The 14,980-nt window shown below is 53.2% G+C and carries 12 protein-coding genes and 2 pseudogenes; 4 read left to right on the top strand and 10 right to left on the bottom strand.

Features of this window, described 5'->3' with window-relative positions; genetic code table 11:
* Nucleotides 1–7: 7 nt before the first annotated feature.
* From yiaY to GV764_RS00395, 6 genes are all read right to left on the bottom strand, one after another.
* Nucleotides 8–1,159, bottom strand: coding sequence for an L-threonine dehydrogenase (yiaY, locus tag GV764_RS00420; protein WP_161658563.1), 1,152 nt, complete (start codon nucleotides 1,157–1,159; stop codon nucleotides 8–10).
* Between the two features lie 199 nt (nucleotides 1,160–1,358).
* Nucleotides 1,359–3,203, bottom strand: a complete 1,845-nt coding sequence (selB, locus tag GV764_RS00415; RefSeq protein ID WP_161658561.1) for a selenocysteine-specific translation elongation factor — start codon at nucleotides 3,201–3,203, stop codon at nucleotides 1,359–1,361.
* Nucleotides 3,200–4,591, bottom strand: coding sequence for an L-seryl-tRNA(Sec) selenium transferase (selA, locus tag GV764_RS00410; protein ID WP_161658716.1), 1,392 nt, complete (start codon nucleotides 4,589–4,591; stop codon nucleotides 3,200–3,202). The genes selB and selA overlap by 4 nt, the downstream gene beginning before the upstream one ends.
* A 69-nt stretch (nucleotides 4,592–4,660) precedes the next feature.
* A complete protein-coding gene (locus GV764_RS00405) occupies nucleotides 4,661–5,269 on the bottom strand; it encodes a glutathione S-transferase (protein WP_161658560.1) in 609 nt (202 codons plus the stop codon).
* 98 nt (nucleotides 5,270–5,367) lie between these two features.
* On the bottom strand, nucleotides 5,368–6,504 hold the full coding sequence (locus GV764_RS00400; protein WP_161658558.1) for an HlyD family secretion protein: 1,137 nt from the start codon (nucleotides 6,502–6,504) through the stop codon (nucleotides 5,368–5,370).
* A gap of 2 nt (nucleotides 6,505–6,506) precedes the next feature.
* The gene (locus GV764_RS00395) at nucleotides 6,507–6,842 is read right to left on the bottom strand and encodes a DUF3302 domain-containing protein (RefSeq protein WP_161658556.1); all 336 of its coding nucleotides are present in this window, start codon (nucleotides 6,840–6,842) and stop codon (nucleotides 6,507–6,509) included.
* A gap of 649 nt (nucleotides 6,843–7,491) precedes the next feature.
* Between GV764_RS00395 and GV764_RS00390 the strand changes: the two genes are divergently transcribed.
* The 4 genes from GV764_RS00390 to GV764_RS00375 all read left to right on the top strand — a co-directional run bounded on the left by GV764_RS00390 (nucleotide 7,492) and on the right by GV764_RS00375 (nucleotide 11,671).
* Nucleotides 7,492–9,411, top strand: coding sequence for a PTS mannitol transporter subunit IICBA (locus tag GV764_RS00390; RefSeq protein ID WP_161658555.1), 1,920 nt, complete (start codon nucleotides 7,492–7,494; stop codon nucleotides 9,409–9,411).
* Between the two features lie 105 nt (nucleotides 9,412–9,516).
* Entirely contained in the window at nucleotides 9,517–10,665 is a 1,149-nt protein-coding gene (mtlD, locus tag GV764_RS00385) for a mannitol-1-phosphate 5-dehydrogenase (RefSeq protein WP_161658553.1), read from the top strand.
* Nucleotides 10,662–11,252 carry a mannitol operon repressor MtlR gene (mtlR, locus tag GV764_RS00380; RefSeq protein ID WP_161658551.1) on the top strand — a complete coding sequence of 197 codons (591 nt, stop codon included), beginning with the start codon at nucleotides 10,662–10,664 and terminating at the stop codon, nucleotides 11,250–11,252. The genes mtlD and mtlR overlap by 4 nt, the downstream gene beginning before the upstream one ends.
* A gap of 56 nt (nucleotides 11,253–11,308) precedes the next feature.
* On the top strand, nucleotides 11,309–11,671 hold the full coding sequence (locus tag GV764_RS00375; protein WP_161658549.1) for a YibL family ribosome-associated protein: 363 nt from the start codon (nucleotides 11,309–11,311) through the stop codon (nucleotides 11,669–11,671).
* 300 nt (nucleotides 11,672–11,971) lie between these two features.
* On the opposite strand, the pseudogene GV764_RS00370 reads toward GV764_RS00375, so the two are convergent.
* The 4 genes and pseudogenes from GV764_RS00370 to GV764_RS00355 form a co-directional block, all read right to left on the bottom strand.
* Nucleotides 11,972–12,650 (bottom strand): annotated as a pseudogene (locus GV764_RS00370) (IS1 family transposase).
* A 129-nt stretch (nucleotides 12,651–12,779) separates the two neighbouring features.
* The gene (locus tag GV764_RS00365) at nucleotides 12,780–13,160 is read right to left on the bottom strand and encodes a hypothetical protein (RefSeq protein WP_161658540.1); all 381 of its coding nucleotides are present in this window, start codon (nucleotides 13,158–13,160) and stop codon (nucleotides 12,780–12,782) included.
* Nucleotides 13,161–13,567: 407 nt separating this feature from the next.
* Nucleotides 13,568–14,415 (bottom strand): annotated as a pseudogene (locus tag GV764_RS00360) (RHS repeat-associated core domain-containing protein); the annotation flags it as partial.
* A 236-nt stretch (nucleotides 14,416–14,651) separates the two neighbouring features.
* Nucleotides 14,652–14,980 (bottom strand): hypothetical protein (locus tag GV764_RS00355; RefSeq protein ID WP_236651807.1); only part of this gene is annotated, 329 nt, incomplete at its 5' end.

Below are 14,980 nucleotides of genomic sequence, written 5' to 3'. Positions count from 1 at the left end.
CTAATAATCAAAATGCCGCCTGGTAGATAGCCACAATCTCATCGTGCGACGCCTGAACAGGGTTGGTTAAACCACAGGCGTCTTTCAGCGCATTGGTGGCAAGCGTCGCAAAATCCTGTTCTTTGACGTTCAGATCGCGCAAGCCAGCCGGAATATTAACGCGTTTCGCCAGTTGGCGGATGGCTTCAACGCAGGCTTTCGCCCCTTGTTGGGCGCTCATGGCGCTGACATCCACGCCCATCGCCTCGGCGCAGTCGCGTAAACGTGCCGCAGCCACACGGCTGTTAAAATGCTCGACGTGCGGCAGCAGGATGGCATTACATACGCCGTGCGGCAGATCGTAGAAGCCGCCGAGCTGGTGCGCCATAGCGTGAACGTAGCCGAGCGAGGCGTTATTAAAGGCCATACCCGCCATAAATTGCGCATACGCCATGGCTTCACGCGCGACCATGTTATCGCCTTCATCGACGGCAACCGGCAAGTTTTTGGCGATCATGGTGATTGCCTTCAGTGCACAGGCGTCGGTAATCGGCGTGGCGGCAATGGATACATAGGCTTCAATAGCATGGGTCAACGCGTCCATACCGGTAGCCGCCGTCAGGGATTTTGGCATTCCCATCATTAAGGCCGGGTCGTTAACCGACATTACCGGCGTAACATGTTTATCAACAATCGCCATTTTTATATGACGTTGTTCGTCAGTGATAATGCAGAAGCGGGTCATTTCTGACGCCGTGCCCGCCGTGGTATTAATGGCAATCATCGGCAGCTGCGGTTTCGGCGAGCGATCGACGCCTTCATAATCCCGAATATCACCGCCGTTCGCTGCAACCAGAGCAATACCTTTTGCGCAGTCGTGAGGAGAGCCGCCGCCCAGTGAAATGACACAATCACAATGGTTAGCGCGTAATATCGCCAGGCCCGCTTCCACATTGGCCGTTGTCGGATTGGGGTGCGTGCCATCAAACACAACGCTTTTAATATTGCGCTCAGTCAGCGCGTGCTGAAGCTGCTCCGCCATCCCCAGTTTCGCCAGCATTACATCGGTAACGATCAGCGCACTTTTATAACCATAATCGCGGGCGGTATTTAACGCATCATGTAAGGAATTCATGCCAATAATATTGACGGCGGGAATATAAAATACGGATGTCATCATTTTCTTCCTTAGTGGATTTAAAAACTTTTTCCGTAATATACCTGCGCCATTCAAAAAGATAGCGACCCACAATAAAAACAAATAATAAATGACACCAGGAATAACAATACAGAAAAATTAAGAAGTTATTTATTATTAATATTAATGAATCAAAGTGATGTATTTATTTATACAAATACATCACTTCCCCGGCGCATCGTTACTGATGGCTGAATAATGCCGCATCCCGTAATAAATGCTCATTGCCGCGACGGCGAGTAAAACCGATACGGTCAAAGTACTCCAGGATTTGAATCGCCAGTTTCCTGCCCACATTCAGACTGTCGCGGAAATCCGCCGCCTGGGTGGATCCTTTTTCACTGTCCAGCCGGCGGATCAGGTCAGCGAACATCACAATCCGATCGTTACGGTAATAACGATCTTTAACGATCGCGGTAATCAGCCCCTGCAACGCCGCCTGACGGAGAAATTTACGCATCTCCTGTTCGTCGGTGCCGGTTTCACGGGCCAGATCGCGCACCCACCACGGGTCGTCGCCAAACAAGCCGGCGATGCTATCCCAGCGCTGCTGCTGTTCGGGCGTAAAGCCCGCCTGATGCCCTGGTAAATGCAGCCAGCCCTGATAGCTGACAATCAACCCCGCCTCGCGCATCTTCTCAATCAGCGCCAGCACCAGCGGATCTTCCTGCGAAGGCAGCGCCATACGGCGCAGGCGTTCGCGCCCCGGCCCCGGTTCATCGCTATGCTGATCGTGATAGTAGCTGAGCGTATCCAGCAGTTTGCGCTGCCAGCGCGCCGCCACTTCGGCGCTGAGTAGATGCTCGCCCGCCTGGAGCCGCTCGGGCCGGTTTAGCAACGCCGCCAGCCCCTGCGGCGTCAGCTGACGATGCCAGGCGAAATCCGGCAGCGATACCGCGCCGCGCTCAAGGTGCAGCGTCAGCGCTCCGGCATCGTCCTGCACATCAGCAAGACGCGCCAGCCAGTCGAGAAACTCGCTCTGCCGCTTGCCGCGACGCGGCGGATCGGTCAACAGCACGCTTCCGCCACCCAGCGTGTGCCTGGCGCTGATATCGCGCAAAATCACCCGATCGTCGTCGCACAGCCACAGCGGGGTATCCAGCACCAGCTCGGCAAAGCGCTCGTTGAGCAGGGAAATGCGCCCGGTGATATGGCTGGCAGCATGATGAATGTGCAGCGGTTGCCACTGCTGGAACGGTGCCAGGGCATGCGTCTCGATAATCACCCGATCGCAAAGATGGCGCGGCGCGGTGGAAAGCAGCCAGTCGCCACGGCTGATCTGCTCTTTTTGAGCGTCGCCGCTGATGTTCAGCGCAATACGCTGCCCGGCGCGCGCCTGCTGGGTAGCGGTGTTTTGCGCATGCAAACCGCGCACCCGCATTGGTTTGTCAACGCCCGTCAGCCACAGCGTATCGCCGACATTCACTTCACCGCTTAGCGCCGTGCCGGTCACCACCAGGCCCGCGCCCTTAACGGTAAACGCCCGGTCAATCGCCAGGCGAAAACGGTGCGCTACGGGGTGCGTTTGCGGTTGCAGTTCACGGATGTGCTGGCGTAGGGCGTCAATACCCTGCGCTTGCGTGGCGGCGGTGACAAACAGCGCTGCCGCAGGCCAGTTCATGCGCGCCAGCAGGTTTTCCACCTCGGCTTTCACCGCCTTAACGCGCGCGTCATCCACCCGATCCGCTTTGGTGAGCGCGACCGTGAGCGTGGGGCGTCCGGCCAGTTGCAGCAAGGTTAAATGCTCTTCGGTTTGCGCCATCACGCCGTCATCGCACGCCACCACCAGCAGCGCATGGTCGATACCGCCCACGCCCGCCAGCATATTAGCGAGGAATTTTTCATGGCCCGGCACGTCGATGAAACCAATCACCCGGCCATCCTCCTGCGGCCAGTAGGCGTAACCCAAATCAATGGTCATGCCGCGCTGTTTCTCTTCTGGTAAACGGTCGGCGTTTACGCCGGTCAGCGCCTGCAACAGCGTGGTTTTACCGTGGTCAACGTGTCCTGCGGTGGCAATAATCATTTGGTCAACATCTCCATAAAGCGCGCTTCATCTTCAAGGCAACGTAAATCCAGCCATACCCGACCCTCGTAAATGCGGCCAATCACCGGCGTCGTTAAATTGCGCAGATCGGCAGCCAGTTTTTCCGCCGTGCCGCCCCGTCCGTCGCGAGGCGTAAAGGTTATCGCCGCGCTGGGCAGACGATCTACCGGCAACGAGCCACTGCCGATTTGCGACTGGCACGGCATGACGGCAACGTCGAACGCCTCGCCAAAACGCTGCTGCAAACCGGGCAACAGGCGCTGCGCCTGCCGGCGGATCGCCCCGGCATCGCGGGTTAATAACCGCAGCGTGGGAAGCTGTTGCTCAAGCGCCTCCGGATGTTGGTACAGGCGCAGCGTGGCTTCCAGCGCGGCGAGCGTCATTTTATCCGCCCTTAGCGCACGTTTTAACGGGTGGCGCTGTACGCGTTCGATCAGCGCTTTTTTACCAACGATAATACCTGCCTGCGGGCCCCCCAGCAGTTTATCGCCAGAAAAGCTCACCAGGCTGACGCCAGCGGCAATCAGCTCCTGCACCATGGGTTCTTTCGGCAAGCCGTAACGGCTCAGATCCACCAGCGAGCCGCTGCCTAAATCCGATACCACCGGCACGCCGAGCGGATCGGCCAACTGCACCAGTTCCGCTTCGCTGATGGCCCGGGTAAAGCCTTCAATATGGTAATTACTGGTGTGAACTTTCATCAGCAAGGCGGTATTTTCACCTATCGCCTGCTGGTAGTCCGCAGGATGCGTACGGTTGGTGGTGCCCACTTCCACCAGCTGGCAACCCGCCTGGCGCATCACATCGGGAATACGGAATGAACCACCGATCTCCACCAGTTCGCCGCGTGATACCACCACCTCTTTGCCATCGGAACAGGCTGCCAGCATCAGCAACACGGCGGCGGCGTTGTTATTGACGATGCAGGCATCTTCCGCGCCGGTAAGCTCGCACAACAGCTGCGCCAGCGCCCGATCGCGATGACCGCGCCCGGCATCGTCCAGATCGTATTCCAGAGTGATCGCCGAACGCATCACTTTCGCCACAGCCTCAATGGCGCTTTCTGACTGCAACGCGCGCCCCAGATTGGTATGCAACACTGTACCGGTGAGATTGAACACCGCACGATACGCGCTCTGCGTGGCGGCGCTTAACCGACGTTCACAGGCAGCAGCCCACTGCTGGCACCAGTCCGGCAACGCATGGCATTCCCGCACGTTGTGCCGGGCCTCGTCCTGAAGCTGGCGCAGCATTTCGGCGACCTGGGTATGGCCCCAGTGTTTAAGTAGCGGTTGAAATGCCGCATCCCGCAGCAGGCTGTCCGTAGAAGGGATCTGGCTATAGAGCGAACGGTTTTCTGTAGTCATGGCGCTGAATGGGTTAGGGAAAATACCCATCAGTGTACAGGGGGCAATACCCCCTGTCATATCAGGAGATCAAGCTGTGGGCGGTTCGGTACGGGCAAAGCTCTCGCGCTGGAATAATGTTTCTACCAGTTTCACCAGCTTCGGGCGGTCCACGCACCAGCCCGGCGATACCCGGCGGAAATTGAGATAACCAATGGCGCAGGCGACGGCGATGGTGGCGACATTCAGTTCATCCGCTTTCAGCGTGCCGTCCGCCACGTACTTTTCCAGGGTATCGAGGCTGCGGCTGATTTTTTCACGCTGGCGCAGCAGCTCGGTCCCGGACTGTTGCGCAGCCGGGCGAGCCTGTTCGCGCACTGAGACTAGCCCCGCATCCATAATACCGTCGGCCAGGGCTTCAATCTGGCGCACTTTTAACGAGGCCATGGGATCGCGCGGCAGCAGCGCCGGGGCGATACCCAGCAGCTCCAGGTATTCCACGATGATGGGGGAGTTAAACCACACGTCACCGTCGTCGGTCACCAGTGCCGGCACTTTGCCTAGCGGGTTGTACTGGACGATTTTGTTCTGCGCTTCATACGGGGCATCGTTGACAAATTCAAACGTAATCCCCTTCTCAAGCATGATTATCGAAATCTTGCGTACAAACGGGCTGGTGTAGCTACCGACAAGCTTCATGACTGACTCCCTGGATAAACGCCAATAAAACGATAAGTATGGCGCAGATCGGGTGAAATGGCAGGACGGCAAGGCAACTTGCCGTCCCGTTGTCTGGATTAGTGATCGAGATAGAGATAGTGCATCCAGCTGGTCATCCTCAGCAGCACTTTGCGCATCACGGAAACATGGGTGAAATGCCGGGAATAGACGGCGACCTGGGCGTAGATCCCGTCCGGCAGCGCATCAATATCTTCACTGGGGTCGAGAATAATCGTCGCGATCACGCCGTCGCCGCCGGGAGTCATGTTGAGCGTTTGCAGTGTGCCCTGCGACTGATACGCGCCGGTAGGCACAATCGGGCTGATCATCGCCAGCTTGCCGTGGAATACCTGTCCCGGCAGCGCGTTAAATACCACCTCTGCGTCATCGCCGGGTTGCAGGCGCAGCAGCGAGTTCTGGCGGAATGCGGCAATCACCTGGCGTTTTTGCTCAGGAATAAACACCATTACCGGGCGCAGCGGCAACGCTGCCGCATAGGTGCCGGGCCGTACCAGAACCTGCGTGACATAGCCATTTTCCGGCGCGCGCACCACGGTTTGCGACAGGTTATAGGTGGCTTCCGCCACCTGGGCGCGCAGGCTGGCCACTTCAGACCGATCGCCGAACAAACGGCTGTTAATCTGGCTTTTAATCTGCTGCTGATCGGCCAGCGATGCTTTCAGCACGGCTTCCTGGGCCAGATATTGCTGGCGAGCGGTATCAATATCCCGCTCGGAAAACGGATTAACCTTCGCCTGGCTGCCACGCAAATAGCGTTGATAATCCTTGAAGAACCTGTCGCGTTCTGCAGTAGCCTGCGCGGTAATCGCTTCGGCTTCCTGCAATTGCGACTCCAGCACTTTGGTGGCGTTTTCCGCCGTCACCAAATCCGCCTGCAATTTTCGTAAGCGGGCCTCATAACGCGTGGGGTCAAGTTTAAACAGCATCTCGCCTTTCTTAATGAGCTGGTTTTGCTTTTGCGTTACATCAACAACCACACCGGTGACCTGAGGAACGATGGGAATAGAAATCACCGCTTTTTGCGCGGTAAACGTATATGGGTGGTTGTAATTCATTAATAAAATTAACGCACCCACCAGAAATACGCCGCCCAGCGCCGCTGTGGGGATGGTCCATTTATTTACCGGTATTTTAAAAATTTTAAATATCAGCCAGGCCAGCGCGACATAGGTGAGGATAATGAGCAGGTCCATGATTATTCACCCGTTTCATTAGTTTTTTGATGATTCTTCTGACGCGCCAGTTCGTTTTCCAGCACGATAATCCGCTGATTTAACGCATCTATTCGTTGAGTATCCTGCATACCCCACCCGCGTTCGGGGCGGTAAAGCGTGGCCCAAATCCATAAGAATGGCCAAATGACATGTAGCGTAAATAAGCTAACCCAGCCCGCGACGTGAATAGCGTCCGCATGAGGATGATTACGTTTTTTGGCAATTTCATAAGGGATGTCATGAATAATGATCACCCCATAGAAAATAATCAGAAAAACCACGATTAATACGCCAAGTGCGAAATAATTCAGAAACATGTCGGCCTCCCACGAGAAACCCACCCGGCGCGCGGCACAGCCAGCGCATCAGGCGCAAAGCATCTGTTATCCGTGATTTGAAAATACGCCAGCCAGCAAGTTAATGCGGAGATCAGGCTGTTATCTGGCTGTCATGGTTTACTGTTATTAAGTAGCCCATTGCAGGCCCGTACCGCTTGATAATTCAATAATAGAATAATTTAGCTACGGGCGCTTTGCCTCATACTGAAGGATGATGACCCTTCTGAATGTCGCAAAATTACAGGCCGCAGCTAAGCCGTAGTCAGATTTGCTGTTGATCACATTCAGTTAAATCCGAGTCAAAATTTATTGTGATCGTCATCACAAACAAATAACAAACCAGCCGTCATAAAATGTGATTATTGTCACACTTAACCCTCTAAAACGGCACTTTCTTTATCTTTGTTCTTTTTCTACACAGTGAATTTGTGATCATAATCACTTCATATACCTGGCCTACCCCCTGAAAAAGGAGATCTAAATCACACTATTTCCCGTCGACTGGACAGTTGAACGATTCAGTGCCAGATTTCGCATCACAAGGACATTGAGCCGGCTACCTCTGCCGCCACGTTCACAATAAACCTCGGGCCGCAAGCCTGCGCGTAAACATAAGAAGGGGTGTTTTATGTCATCCGATATCAAGATCAAGGTGCAAAGCTTTGGTCGTTTTCTAAGTAACATGGTAATGCCAAACATCGGCGCATTTATCGCCTGGGGTATTATCACGGCGCTGTTTATTCCCACCGGATGGTTGCCGAACGAAACGCTGGCGAAGCTTGTCGGCCCGATGATCACCTATCTGCTGCCGTTGTTGATCGGTTACACCGGTGGCCGTCTGATTGGCGGTGACCGCGGCGGCGTAGTCGGCGCCATCACCACCATGGGCGTGATCGTGGGCGCGGATATGCCGATGTTCCTCGGCGCAATGATTGCCGGTCCGCTGGGCGGCTGGGCGATTAAACACTTCGATAACTGGGTAGACGGTAAGATCAAATCCGGTTTTGAAATGCTGGTGAACAACTTCTCCGCTGGCATCATCGGTATGATCCTGGCGATTCTGGCGTTCCTCGGCATTGGCCCGATGGTAGAAGTGCTCTCTAAGGCACTGGCGGCAGGCGTTAACTTCATGGTTGTCCATGATATGTTGCCGCTGGCGTCCATCTTCGTTGAACCGGCAAAAATTCTGTTCCTGAACAACGCGATTAACCACGGCATCTTCTCGCCGCTGGGTATTCAGCAGTCTCATGAACTCGGCAAATCTATTTTCTTCCTGATTGAAGCCAACCCGGGCCCGGGTATGGGTATCCTGCTGGCGTACATGTTCTTTGGTCGTGGCAGCGCCAAGCAGTCTGCGGGCGGCGCGGCAATCATTCACTTCCTGGGCGGTATCCACGAAATTTACTTCCCGTATGTGCTGATGAACCCGCGTCTGCTGATCGCCGTCATCCTCGGCGGTATGACCGGCGTGTTCTGCCTGAGCGTGCTGGACGGCGGCCTGGTTTCTCCGGCTTCTCCGGGTTCTATCCTGGCAGTGCTGGCCATGACCCCGAAAGGCGCCTACTTCGCCAACCTGGTGGCGATCTTCGCGGCAATGGGCGTATCCTTCGTGATCGCCGCCATCCTGCTGAAAACCAGCAAGGTGAAAGAAGAAGACGACATCGAAGCCGCTACTCGCCGTATGCAGGATATGAAAGCGCAGTCCAAAGGCGTGGCCAGCCCACTGTCTGCTGGCGAAGTGACCAACGACCTGAGCCACGTGCGTAAAATCATCGTGGCCTGCGACGCCGGTATGGGCTCCAGCGCCATGGGTGCAGGCGTGCTGCGTAAGAAAGTACAGGATGCGGGTTTGACCAACATCTCTGTGACCAACAGCGCGATCAACAGCCTGCCGTCTGACGTGGATGTGGTGATCACCCACCGCGATTTGACCGAGCGCGCGATGCGCCAGGCGCCGCAGGCCCAGCATATTTCGCTGACCAACTTCCTGGACAGCGGCCTGTACACCAGCCTGACCGAGCGTCTGGTTGCCGCGCAGCGTCATACTGACAACGAAGCGAAAGTCCGCACCAGCCTGCAGGACAGCTTTGACGCCAACGACACCCACCTGTTTAAGCTGAGCGCGGAAAACATCTTCCTGGGCCGCACCGCGAGCCACAAAGAAGAAGCGATTCGCTTTGCCGGCGAGCAACTGGTAAAAGGCGGCTACGTGCAGCCGGAATACGTGGATGCGATGCTGGAGCGTGAAAAACTGACCCCGACCTATCTGGGTGAGTCTATCGCGGTACCGCACGGCACCGTAGAAGCGAAAGATCGCGTACTGAAAACCGGCGTAGTCTTCTGCCAGTACCCGCAAGGCGTGCGTTTTGGCGAAGAGGAAGACGATATTGCCCGTCTGGTTATCGGCATCGCGGCTCGCAACAACGAGCACATCCAGGTGATCACCAGCCTGACCAACGCGCTGGATGATGAAACCGTGATTGAGCGTCTGGCGAATACCACCAGCGTTCAGGAAGTTCTCGACCTGTTAAGCGGCAAGAAAGCGTAATTCCTTTCCCTCTCCCTTCACGGGAGAGGGTTTGGGTGAGGGGCACGACGTTCGGCTCTTCACCCCAACCCTCTCGGGTGATTCAAATTTAGGAAGGTTCAGACAATGAAAGCATTACATTTTGGCGCAGGTAATATTGGACGTGGTTTCATCGGCAAACTGCTCGCGGACGCGGGTATCAGCCTCACTTTCGCCGATGTAAACCAGACCGTCCTGGATGCGTTGAACGCGCGTCACAGCTATCAGGTACACGTTGTCGGCGAAAACGAACAGGTCGACACGGTATCCGGCGTGAACGCGGTCAGCAGCATTGGCGACGATGTGGTTACGTTGATTTCAGAAGTCGATTTAGTCACCACGGCGGTCGGCCCGGTGGTATTAGAGCGCATCGCGCCCGCCATCGCCAAAGGCCTGATGATGCGCAGAGCTAACGGCAACACCGCCCCGCTGAATATCATCGCCTGTGAAAACATGGTGCGCGGCACCAGCCAACTGAAAGGCCACGTCATGGCGGCGCTGGCGGCTGACGATCAGGAGTGGGTGGATGAGCATATCGGCTTTGTGGACTCCGCCGTTGACCGCATCGTGCCGCCGTCCGAATCCGCTACCCACGATCCGCTGGAAGTGACGGTAGAAACCTTCAGCGAGTGGATTGTTGATAAAACCCAGTTTAAAGGCGATCTGCCGAACATTCCGGGCATGGAACTGACCGACAATTTAATGGCGTTTGTCGAGCGTAAGCTCTTCACCCTTAACACCGGGCATGCTATAACCGCGTACCTTGGAAAACTAGCGGGTCATCAGACCATTCGCGACGCCATTCTCGATGAGAAAATCCGCGCCGTGGTGAAAGGCGCGATGGAAGAGAGCGGCGCGGTGCTGATTAAGCGCTACGGCTTTGATGCCGATAAGCATGCGGCATACATCCAGAAAATCCTCGGCCGTTTCGAAAACCCGTATTTAAAAGACGACGTTGAGCGCGTAGGCCGCCAGCCGCTGCGTAAACTGAGCGCGGGTGACCGTTTGATCAAGCCATTACTGGGCACGCTGGAATACGGTTTGCCGCACGATAACCTGGTGCTGGGAATTGCCGCCGCGATGCACTATCGCAGCGAACAGGATCCGCAAGCTCAGGAACTGGCGCAGCTGCTGGCTGAGAAAGGTCCGCAGGCCACGCTGGCTGAGATCTCCGGTCTGGATGCCAACAGCGAGGTTGTGGCGGCGGCAGTTAACGCGTATAACGCGCAACCATGATGTGTCCGGGTGCGGTGCAGCCCGCACCCGTTTTAAGATTGTCAGATATGCAGGCAAAAATGGAAGAAACACAGGCTTTTGAAAACCGTGTGCTTGAGCGTCTGAATGCTGGCAAAACCGTCCGAAGCCTGTTAATCGCCGCGGTAGAATTGCTTACCGAGGCGGTTAATATCCTGGTGCTTCAGGTCTTCCGCAAAGATGACTACGCGGTGAAATACGCGGTTGAGCCATTGCTGGACGGCGACGGCCCGCTGGGCGATCTTTCCGTGCGATTAAAGCTCATTTACGGCCTTGGCGTGATCAGCCGCGCCGAATATGAAGACTGCGAGTTATTAATGGCGCTGCGCGAAGAGCTGAATCACGACGGCAATGAATACGCCTTCACTGACGATGAAATTCTCGGCCCGTTTGGCGAGTTGCACTGCGTCAGCGCCCTGCCTCCCGCGCCGGTTTTTGACGTTGGCGGCGATCCGGCGCTTAACGCGATGCAGAAACAGCGCTACCAGCAAATTGTCCGCTCCACCATGGTTCTCTCCCTGACTGAGCTTATCTCCCGGGTAAGCTTAAAAAAAGCCTTCCAGAAGTAAGCCCGCGCACAATAGTGTATCCTTGCAGTGAATTCCCACAGTTTTGAGCCATTATCATGAAAGAAGTCGAAAAAAACGAAATTAAACGTCTTAGCGATCGTCTGGACGCCATTCGCCACCAGCAGGCAGGCCTGTCGCTGGTTGAGCACGCGGATAAATACGCCGAGCTGGAAAAAGAAAAAGCGACCCTGGAAACCGAAATCGCCCGTCTGCACGGCGTGGTCAGCCAGAAGCTCAGCAAAGAAGCGCAAAAGCTGATGGATATGCCGTTTAAGCGCGCCATCACTAAAAAAGAGCAGGCAGATATGGGCAAGCTGAAAAAAAGCGTCCGCGGTCTGGTGGTGGTTCACCCGATGACCGCGCTGGGCCGGGAAATGGGTCTGAAAGTCATGACCGGATTTGCGAAGGGCGAGTTTTAGTTCTTGATCAGAATACGACTCACGAACAATAAGAGATATTCTTTAGTACAAGATGTTTACAGTAAAAATCCGCCTTAAGAGAAGGCGGATTTGCTTTCATCTTATAGGGGCTCTTTAAGCTTTAAATAGCTGCGCCAAATAGTAGATTACTTCAAGAGAACTCCGCCTGGATTGTGCGATCTGTGTAATCGCCAAACCAATCAAAACTACCCGTCCGACTGAGTGATGCCGATCATAGCACCCATTCCCCATGACGAACGACGCCTGATACAGGGTCGCGTATTCAATGTGTAGATTAGGTCATTGCAAATAATGCTCACGTTCGATGAATGTACCGATTATTTTGTCGTGCATTTCCCCTGATTTTGAATACCCAGGAGTCTTGCGATTCAGTCGTTTTAACTGGTTGGTTCAGGTTTTCTCGCTCAATCCTTGTGTATAAAGCTTGCCTGTGATGTGTTTTTTACCCGACAACAGCTCATATACACCAAAAGGCGGCACCGAAGCCCGACAATAACCCTAGTAATTTACGTAGCATCTTTTTGCCCCGACTCCCGAAAACATGGGCAATAATGCGTTTCAGGCGAGGTTCCCATACATACCACAACCAACGCTGTTGCTTTTTGTTGCCAGCAAACGACCACATTTCATCAACTTCACAAATAAGCTGAATCTGGAGATTGTCCAGCGGGAGTGTAGTTACACATCGCGGCGCAAGTTTTTTAAAGTACGGACAACGGCATTAATGCTGATATACAGCGCCCGTGCGGTATCGCGGATACCTGCGTTGTTCATGGCAAGATCAACAATTTGTTCTTTCATGCCGGGCTGGCACGCGCGATAAGCGTAATCGAGCTGGAAAGTACGACAGCATGACTGGCACCGATAACGCTGAAGTTTGGCCTTACCGAGTCCATGTTTTTTTAACGGATTCAGTCTGTTCACAAAACGGGCATTTTACGTCAACTTTAGCCGTCAGATGCACTCGGAAAAAAGAGTGATCCTACAACACGATCAACACGTTGAATACCTGACCAAATGGCAGGTGTAGCGGTATTAGGCGCAGCTATTTATATACCTCTTCGGCGGATAATTTATGGTTCTCATCTCATTCAATTCCACCATCATTTTTTATTACAAAATATATCAATTCACATAGAGCAGGATCATTTTTTGACAATTGTACTGAACCTGTATTTTCTTTTAATTGATTAATTATTATAATACCAGAATCATTACAAACAATAGAACCAGATATTGATGTTAATTTTAATTTTGGGGCATAGCTTTTTATATCATAAGACCACCCAGATAAGTTTCCCTTTCTCAGGAAAAGCGCTTTAATCCTTCCACCTAAAATATCCCCCTGTTTAATCACTTTTCCTGAATCGTATAAAGCATAATGATATGAACCAGATAGAAAATCTATCGGCACACTAGTTTTATACCAAGGTATAAAAGTTAGAATAAAGAATGCGACTTTATTCATTTAAAGAACCCTTTCACTGTATCTATTACATTATTTATTTTATCTTTCACTCTTTTTTTCATAATCATGCGAACCATTTCATTATATTCCCCATTAGAATAGGTTCTACAATTATTTAAAATAACATTGTATGAACCTGTCTTACCTACCTGCTGTTCCAAATGTTTTTTTATCAAAGCATCTTCTTCTGGTGTGGTTTTAAATGACTCAGCTACTTTAATAGCGCTATCATTGTCTACATATACCATCCCATCTCCAGCTTTGCCTACATCAGGGGTTCCAGATATACTTCCCCATATATCAGGGTCAGCAGTGTAGACCCCAAAGCTTATACCATAGGTTCCTGTGCCGTCATCTACTTCAACTTTTCTATGCCAGCCACCTACAGCATCGGTATTTACCAACCGTACATCAAGCCCTAACGGATCAATATATTCAATTGGATTTAGGGGATATTTATAATAGTTCCACCCGCCTTTTAACCCTATCGGATCCTGCGTGATATACCGCCCCTGCTCCGGGTTATAATACCGGTGACGGTTGTAGTACAGCCCCGATTCCTCATCGTACTGCTGCCCGGGCAGCCTGATAAGTTGTTCCGTGTTGTGCTGGCTCTCCTCACTCAGCAGGTTTCCCCACTCATCATACTCCCCCCGCCAGTCGATGCTGTTGTCCGGGCTGACAAGCGCCAGCGCCAGCGGCAGCGGCAGCCCGCGGTGGTCGCAGTGGTAAAGATGAATTTGCCTTTCCGGCTCACACGCCTCCTCCATCTGCGCCGCCATCTGCTCCACCGTCAGTCCACACCCCGCCAGCCATTCCCGGCTCTCTTCCGTGATTTGGTTGCGCCGGATTTCCCCCTCCAGCCTGTCCAGCATCCGCACCAGCTCCGCCGGGAACACCACGTCCCCGCCATCCTCGCTCCCGTCCTGCTGTAATGTCTCCGTCAGCGTACGGTGCGCCGCCTTTTCCAGCTCCGCATTGTCCGTCTCTATCCTGATGAGCGGCGTGAAGCTCCCCGGCCCGTAGATTGTCTGGATTTTCGTTTTTTGCGTCCGGATGGTCGCCAGCCTGTCGCCCTCCCATCCGTACCAGGTGGTGTATGGCCTGCGCGACAGCGCCATCTGCTCATGGTCCGGGTGTTCCCGCTCCCGTTTCCACACCTGTTTTCCGATTCTTCGCCCCAGCGGGTCGTACACATACCGCCCCTTCGACTGCGTTTGTCGTACTGTGTGCGGACATAATGCCCCAGCCGGTGCGCTCACCACCATGGCTCTTTACAACAACTGCCGGGGCTGTTTGAAAGCGGCTTCCGACAGCAGCTTTCGGTGGGCCTGCCACCATCTTTTCATAAGCTTATACATGAGTTAGCGTCACTTCCGTTGTATCACTAACTCGTGTGTCAGCAGCACACGGTGATCTTTTTCTAGCAGTTACACTCAATGACCATAGTTTTCCCACCAAGCCAAGTACTCGTTATTATATTTATTCAACTTACCCCGATGGGAGGTTATCATACTCAACGAATAGTGGAGCTTTTTTTCTAACCCATTCAATAATATTGTTTTTTTCAAATAGCACATTTGCATCATTAATTTTGCCATATTTCCCAAAACCATCAAAATATAATTGACAAAATTTATTATCTTCAGATGAAATACGAACTCCCCATCTTATATCGCTTTTCTTGTTATGATTTAAATATTTAATATTTAACATTTTTTTAATCCCTCCATACTCAGGGCTCTCTTTGACATTAATTACTTCAAGCTTGTAAACATACCGTAATTGTAATTCTTTATCACTCATTACAGTATATGTAC

It is taken from the genome of Atlantibacter hermannii (assembly GCF_009907385.1).
Taxonomy (GTDB): Bacteria; Pseudomonadota; Gammaproteobacteria; order Enterobacterales; family Enterobacteriaceae; genus Atlantibacter; species Atlantibacter hermannii_A.
Note: the sequence above shows the minus strand (reverse complement) of the source record. Positions and strands in the feature narration are given on the sequence as shown.

Excerpts from the sequence above, each read along its gene's own strand:
- yiaY (WP_161658563.1), bottom strand. The coding sequence starts at position 1,159 with ATGATGACATCCGTATTTTATATTCCCGCCGTCAATATTATTGGCATG.
- selB (WP_161658561.1), bottom strand. The coding sequence starts at position 3,203 with ATGATTATTGCCACCGCAGGACACGTTGACCACGGTAAAACCACGCTG.
- selA (WP_161658716.1), bottom strand. The coding sequence starts at position 4,591 with ATGACTACAGAAAACCGTTCGCTCTATAGCCAGATCCCTTCTACGGAC.
- GV764_RS00405 (WP_161658560.1), bottom strand. The coding sequence starts at position 5,269 with ATGAAGCTTGTCGGTAGCTACACCAGCCCGTTTGTACGCAAGATTTCG.
- GV764_RS00400 (WP_161658558.1), bottom strand. The coding sequence starts at position 6,504 with ATGGACCTGCTCATTATCCTCACCTATGTCGCGCTGGCCTGGCTGATA.
- GV764_RS00395 (WP_161658556.1), bottom strand. The coding sequence starts at position 6,842 with ATGTTTCTGAATTATTTCGCACTTGGCGTATTAATCGTGGTTTTTCTG.
- GV764_RS00390 (WP_161658555.1), top strand. The coding sequence starts at position 7,492 with ATGTCATCCGATATCAAGATCAAGGTGCAAAGCTTTGGTCGTTTTCTA.
- mtlD (WP_161658553.1), top strand. The coding sequence starts at position 9,517 with ATGAAAGCATTACATTTTGGCGCAGGTAATATTGGACGTGGTTTCATC.
- mtlR (WP_161658551.1), top strand. The coding sequence starts at position 10,662 with ATGATGTGTCCGGGTGCGGTGCAGCCCGCACCCGTTTTAAGATTGTCA.
- GV764_RS00375 (WP_161658549.1), top strand. The coding sequence starts at position 11,309 with ATGAAAGAAGTCGAAAAAAACGAAATTAAACGTCTTAGCGATCGTCTG.
- GV764_RS00365 (WP_161658540.1), bottom strand. The coding sequence starts at position 13,160 with ATGAATAAAGTCGCATTCTTTATTCTAACTTTTATACCTTGGTATAAA.